This is a genomic window from Paenibacillus sp. P4_A7, assembly GCF_056402455.1.
The window spans coordinates 1-6,227 of record NZ_JBFUHJ010000325.1 but is presented as its reverse complement, the minus strand read 5'-3'; the positions used below and the strand labels follow the sequence as shown (position 1 = coordinate 6,227).

The window sequence follows — 6,227 nt, the reverse complement described above, 5'->3', positions numbered from 1 at the left end:
GTATTAGGAACAGTTGGCCACGTCATTTTGGCGTCGGCAGCAGCTTATCCRCTCGCGAAACATAATTTCCCGGGAAAAGGTTTATTGTTCAGCATAGTCGTTCTGTCACTGATGTTCTCGTCTCATGTTACGGCAATTCCGAACTACATGACGATGTCATGGACGGGGTTAATCGATAGCTATGGCGCGTTAATATTGCCTGCATTCGGGTCTTCGCTGGGCTTGTACTTAATGAAGCAATTTATGGATCAAATTCCAGATTCCTTAATGGAAGCAGCGAAAATTGATGGAGCATCCGAGTATCGGATTTTCTGGACGATCGTTATGCCGATGGTCAAGCCGGCTTGGCTTACGCTCGTTTTGTTTTCATTTCAACGTTTGTGGGCAGCAGGTGCTGGAGCACAAACGTTTATCTACAGTGAGCAGTTGAAGACGATGGATTATGCATTCAGTCAAATCGTTCAAGGCGGTATCGCCAGAACGGGAGTATTCGCAGCAGTGACCTTTCTAATGATGATGGTTCCTATCTGTGTATTCATTTTGACTCAAAGCAATGTCATGCAAACCATGTCGACCTCGGGCATGAAGGATTAAGAGGGAGGGCAACGTTTTGAGAATAAAAGGTATTCTTGGGGTCCTCATTGCCCTGCTGCTATGTTCAGCTTTTCCAACAGCATCATTCGCTTCTACAGATACAGGATACACCTATTCCTATGATTTTGAGGCTCGCCCTGCACCAGTGCCGTATTTATCGTCAAGAACAATCGACGGCGTGCAGTTAAAAGTAGGTGCGTTTCGTTCACCTAGTGATATTTTCATCGATAAGGACGGAGCTTTGTACATTGCTGATACTGGTAATCACAGAATCATTATCGTGGATCAGGATACTAAGCAAGCCAAAGTAATCGATGGGTTCCAGAATAAAGGTGTTGAAGACCATTTTAAAGAGCCGCAAGGAGTGTTTGTAGACTCGGAGAATGGACATATATTTGTATCGGATACATTAAATCGACGAATCGTCGAATTAGATGAGGATGGAAATCTTGTTCATATTGTTGAAGAGCCGAAGTCATCACTCATTCGCAGCAACTTTCAATTCGCACCTACTAAGCTTGTGTTAGATAAAGCTAAGCGATTGTATGTAGTCAGCAAGGGATCGTATGAAGGACTAATGGAGTTTGATGGGGATGGTAAGTTCACAGGGTTTATCGGTACAAACCGAGTGAAGTTTAACCCGATTGATCTCCTCTGGAAAAAGATTTCAACGGAAGAGCAGCGGGAACAAATGGTTTTGTTCGTGCCGCTCGAGTTTAACAACGTCGATATTGATGAAGATGGGTTTATGTACACCACTACATCTGAAGTCGGTTCGAACGAGCCGGTAAAACGATTGAATCCATCCGGGGTCGATATTTTGCGACGAGAGGGATTTCATCCGCCTAAGGGTGATATTCTAACTACGCAAACCGGAAGTGTTACAGGTGGCTCAACATTTATCGATGTAGTATCCGAACGGGCGGGAATTTATAACGCTCTCGATTCTAAGCGAGGCCGGATTTTCACCTATGATAAAGATGGTCAATTATTGTACCAGTTTGGTGGAATCGGCAGTCAGCTTGGGAGGTTTAAAGCTCCATCAGCGATTGACTCGTTTGAGGACAACATCTATGTTTCGGATCGAATACTTGGAACGATTACCGTATTTGAACCGACTACTTACGGTAAATCCGTTCGTGAAGCTGTTCTTTCCCATTACGATGGAAAGATGGAGCAAGCTGCTGAAGCATGGAGTAAAACGCTTCAACTAAATCGAAATAATGAGATCGCCTATATTGGTATAGGGAAAGCGTTGTTAAAGCAGGACCGTTACGTAGAAGCGATGGCCCAGTTTGAACTCGGAAACGATCGGAATTATTATTCAGAGGCATTCAAACGTAACCGTGAATTGTGGTTGGAAAGAAATTTCGGTTATCTTGTAGCAGTCATTGCATTGGTCGCTGCTGCTCTAATGCTTGTTAGAAGAAGGTTCAAAGCCGCAACTACGGCCAATTATACGGATAGAGGAATATGGAAAAACCCGTTCTACACAGCTGTCCATCCTTTTGACGGATTCTGGGAAATGAAATATGAGCAAAAGGGCAGGGTCAGAATTGCCTTTGGCATACTGATTGGACTTTTTGTTACGATCATTATAAAACGACAGTTCAGTGGGTTTATAGTGAACTACAATAATCTCGCTGAATTTAATAGTTTTGATGAATTGAAATTTGTGGTGCTTCCATTTATTCTATGGTGCGTGGCCAACTGGTCGTTAACGACACTTATGGAAGGTGAAGGTTCCTTCAAAGATATCATCATGGCAACCGGGTATGCACTTCTTCCTTTAATTATCATTTATTTACCGCAGATTGCACTCAGCCATGTCGTGACTGTGGAAGAAAGCACTTTCTATTACTTACTAAATACAGTTGCTATGTTATGGACAATATGGCTATTGTTTGTAGGCACTATGACGGTGCATCAATATACGCCAGGTAAAACGATAGTTACGATGCTTCTTACGCTTGTAATGATCGGTATCATTTTATTCTTATCTTTATTGCTCTTCAGTGTAGTGCAGCAAATGCTTTCCTTCATAACATCCATATACAATGAAATCATATTCCGCATATGAAAGAGGGGGGAATAGCGTGAAAAAAACCGGAATTATGCTATTAGCCGCCTGTATCCTAGTGCTCGGGGTTGTAAGCTGGGGATATGTGATTCGGAAAAACGCCGATTCCAATCAACAAGAAACGCTTGCCGATTCAGCGGATTCTCAAGATGACGCAGCAACAAAATTAGTCTCCTTAACAGGCACAGCAATTGAAAACGGTATGATCGAAGCGGCGCAAAATAAAGCTCTCTCTCTCTACATTCATCCGGGAACGACCGAGATTGCCGTTCTAGATAGGGCATCAAATGAAATGTGGTACTCGAATCCTCAAGATTTGAAGTCCAATGAGAAGATTACTCCGCTTTATCAATCTTTGTTGGCGTCACAGCTGAAGCTTTCCTATTTTAACGAAAAGGGACAAGTCAGCACGTTTAATAGTTTTGACGACAGTGTGAGTAAAGGGCAATTTGAAATCGGAAAAGTCGACAAAGGTGTAAAGGTTACCTATACGCTTGGTACAGTAGTCAAAGGTCTCGATTTCATTCCGCTCGCAATTAGCGAGAAACGCTTTAATGAGGAAATCATTCAGAAAATTGAAGATGAGAAGACTAAAAAGAGTATCGCTTATAAATTTGCTTTTAATAAAGAGAAAAAAGTCTACACACCTAGAGTGATGCAACCTTTCGTAGTAGAGGAAGTAGCAGGTATATTAGAGTCAATTGGGTATACCAGTGAAGATGCTGCTCAAGATAATAAGGAAAACGGATTTGAAAACATTTCGACAGCGAAATCGATTCAATTCAAGGTTTCGGTTGTCTACTCTTTGGAAGAGGATCGTCTTGTCGTATCTGTTCCAACGAATGAGCTAGAGTATCCCGCAAAATTTCCAATTCTTTCACTTAATGTATTGGAATACTTCGGTGCCGCAGGCGTGAAGGATCAAGGTTATATGTTTGTACCGGACGGTTCTGGTGCACTTATTCAGCTCAATAACGGGAAAACGGCGGCAGATCCTTATAAAGCATCTGTTTATGGTGAAGATTCTGCGATCATTCAAAAAGAGAAGCTGCAATCGAATATGCCGATCCGTATGCCTGTCTTCGGAATGGTCAAAGAAGGTCATGCTCTGATGGGAGTAATTGAAGAAGCAGATGCATTTGCAAGCATAACAGCAGATGTAAGTGGCCGAAATCATACCTATAATTATGTGTCGCCGCAATTCAATCTGATGGTTGCTGACCAAATTTCACTGTCTTCCGGAAAAGATACAAGCGCAATCTCTGTATTTCAATCCCGCATTTATGAGGGAGATCTTAAGATCAGCTATAGCTTTCTGAATGGTGAGTCAGCTTCTTATTCAGGTATGGCGAAGCTTTACAGGGAAAGACTTGCGGACCAATACGGTTGGGAGAAGATTTCTGCAGACACGAAACTTCCATTTGTATTGCAGGTTGAAGGAGCATTTCCTCGGAAGCAATCGTTTCTGGGCGTTCCATACGAAAGTGTTGAGACTTTAACGAAATACAAGGAAGCGACTGAAATCTCTGAGCAATTGTTGCAAGAGGGAGTCTCGAATATTCATCTTCGCTACTCAGGATGGTTTAACGGAGGTATACGGCACGAGTCTCCGAAAGATATTGAATTGGATTCGAAGCTCGGTGGGGCTCGCGAGTTTGAGAAGCTAAAGAAATTTTCGGATGAAAACGGCATTACGTTATACCCTGATGTTGCTTTCTTGAAAAAGTATAAAGGCTCATCAGATGCAGCAATGTTTTTGAACAAAAAGAAAGCCAAAGTTTTTGAATATCATCCCGTTTATTATTCGGAGGACAAAAGTCGCTTCTTGAACTATGTTCTCTCACCTTTGGCTCTTGAGTCTACTGTTAATGCTTTCTCTAAGAAGTACAAGGATCTCGGTGTAACAGGATTGTCGTTACGAGACCTTGCTGCTGACCTGAGTTCCGACTTTACAATCGAAGGGATGGTCGATCGGCAACAGTCGAGAAACTTAGCTGAGCAGCAGACGGAGAAGTTAGGATCGAGTGTGGATCAAATCATGGTCTCAGGTGGAAACATGTATGCGGCATCTTATGCCGATATCGTCGTTGAAGCTCCTCTCCAAAGCAGTCGGTATTTGATTATTGATCAGGATGTTCCGTTTTATTCCATGGTGTTGAATGGCTATATCGATACAGCAGGACAACCCTGGAATATGAATATGGAGTCCGGACGTCAGAAGCTGCTAAAGGCTTTAGAGACAGGCTCATCTGTGTACTATGATTGGTTTTATGCAGAGCCTTCTGTTGTGAAAGATACAAAGTATGATTACCTATTCTCTGGCTACTATAAGGATTGGTTGAACGAAGCTTCAGCGTTATATGAAGAAGCGAATGGTGTATTGCAAAGCGTAAGAGGGCAAACCATTCTATCTCATGAGAAGCTCGCGGAAGAAGTATATCAAACAACTTACGAGAATGGATTTAAGATTATAGTAAACTACGGAAATCAAGCGGCCGCAATTGACGGAATTCAAATTGATGCTGAAGGTTACTGGGCAGGGGGTGGCTAAATTGTTTAAGAAAAGGTTGTCGTTGGAACAAAAAAAAGCATGGTACGGTGTGTTATTTTCGACACCGTGGATGATTGGGTTTGCCTTTTTGTTTCTAATCCCGTTGATCCAGTCCTTTCGGTACAGTATCAGCACATTAAAACTTGCAACAGGCGGCTTTGTAACTGAATATGAAGGTCTTGCAAACTTTAAGGCTTTACTATTTACTCACCCGACGTTCAACAGGGAAATAGTGGCGGCAGTAAGCAAGATGCTCGTCAATGTGCCGATCATTATTATTTTCAGTTTGTTCGCTGCCGTTCTACTCAATCAGAAGTTTAAAGGACGTACGCTAGCTCGCGCGATCTTCTTTCTTCCCGTAATTATTGCGTCTTCTGCAATAGCGGGGATAGAATCGAACAATTTCATAGCTAACGTCATGCAATCTGCGAGTGGAGCAGCCGAGGAAGGCGGCAGTTTCCTCCAAAGCTTTGAGCTGGAGAAGATGCTGCTTGAATCGGGTATGGGCAAAGGCTTGGTCTTTTATTTAACGAGTGCGGTGGATCGGATCTATGAAATTATTAGCTCATCCGGTGTACAAATTCTAATCTTCCTAGCGTCGCTTCAATCCATCTCTCCTTCTTTGTATGAATCTGCGAAGATGGAAGGCGCAACGGGTTACGAAATTTTTTGGAAAATTACTTTTCCTATGATGTCCCCGCTAATATTGACAAACACCGTTTATTCGGTTATCGATTCATTCAATAATAACAAAATGAGCGGGTTGATCTCGAAGACTGCATTTGCACAATTCGAATTCGGTCAAAGCGCGGCTATGTCATGGATCTATTTCTTAATCATCTCCTTGCTATTGTTAATCATTGGCTGGATCATCTCTAAGAAAGTATTTTACTACGATTAGTTCGATAGGGAGGTGTGGGCTATGCAAACGAGATTGCAATCGATTCAGAAGTCGATTAAAAATAGTAATCCGTTAGAATTCGGCAAGCGATGGATATGGAT

General features: G+C 42.4%; 4 protein-coding genes. All 4 read left to right on the top strand.

Translation table 11 applies throughout. The annotated features are described in order from the left end of the window. A partial coding sequence (locus AC1DWN_RS25130) for a carbohydrate ABC transporter permease (RefSeq protein WP_477561629.1) occupies positions 1 to 594 on the top strand: 594 nt, incomplete at its 5' end. Between the two features lie 16 nt (positions 595 to 610). Then, a complete protein-coding gene (locus AC1DWN_RS25125; protein WP_477561628.1) occupies positions 611 to 2,674 on the top strand; it encodes a YIP1 family protein in 2,064 nt (687 codons plus the stop codon). Positions 2,675 to 2,690: 16 nt separating this feature from the next. Beyond that, a complete protein-coding gene (locus tag AC1DWN_RS25120; RefSeq protein ID WP_477561627.1) occupies positions 2,691 to 5,225 on the top strand; it encodes a DUF5696 domain-containing protein in 2,535 nt (844 codons plus the stop codon). 1 nt (position 5,226) lies between these two features. Continuing rightward, positions 5,227 to 6,126 (top strand): carbohydrate ABC transporter permease, encoded by a 900-nt coding sequence (locus AC1DWN_RS25115; protein ID WP_477561626.1) that lies wholly within the window; start codon positions 5,227 to 5,229, stop codon positions 6,124 to 6,126. Positions 6,127 to 6,227 lie beyond the last annotated feature (101 nt).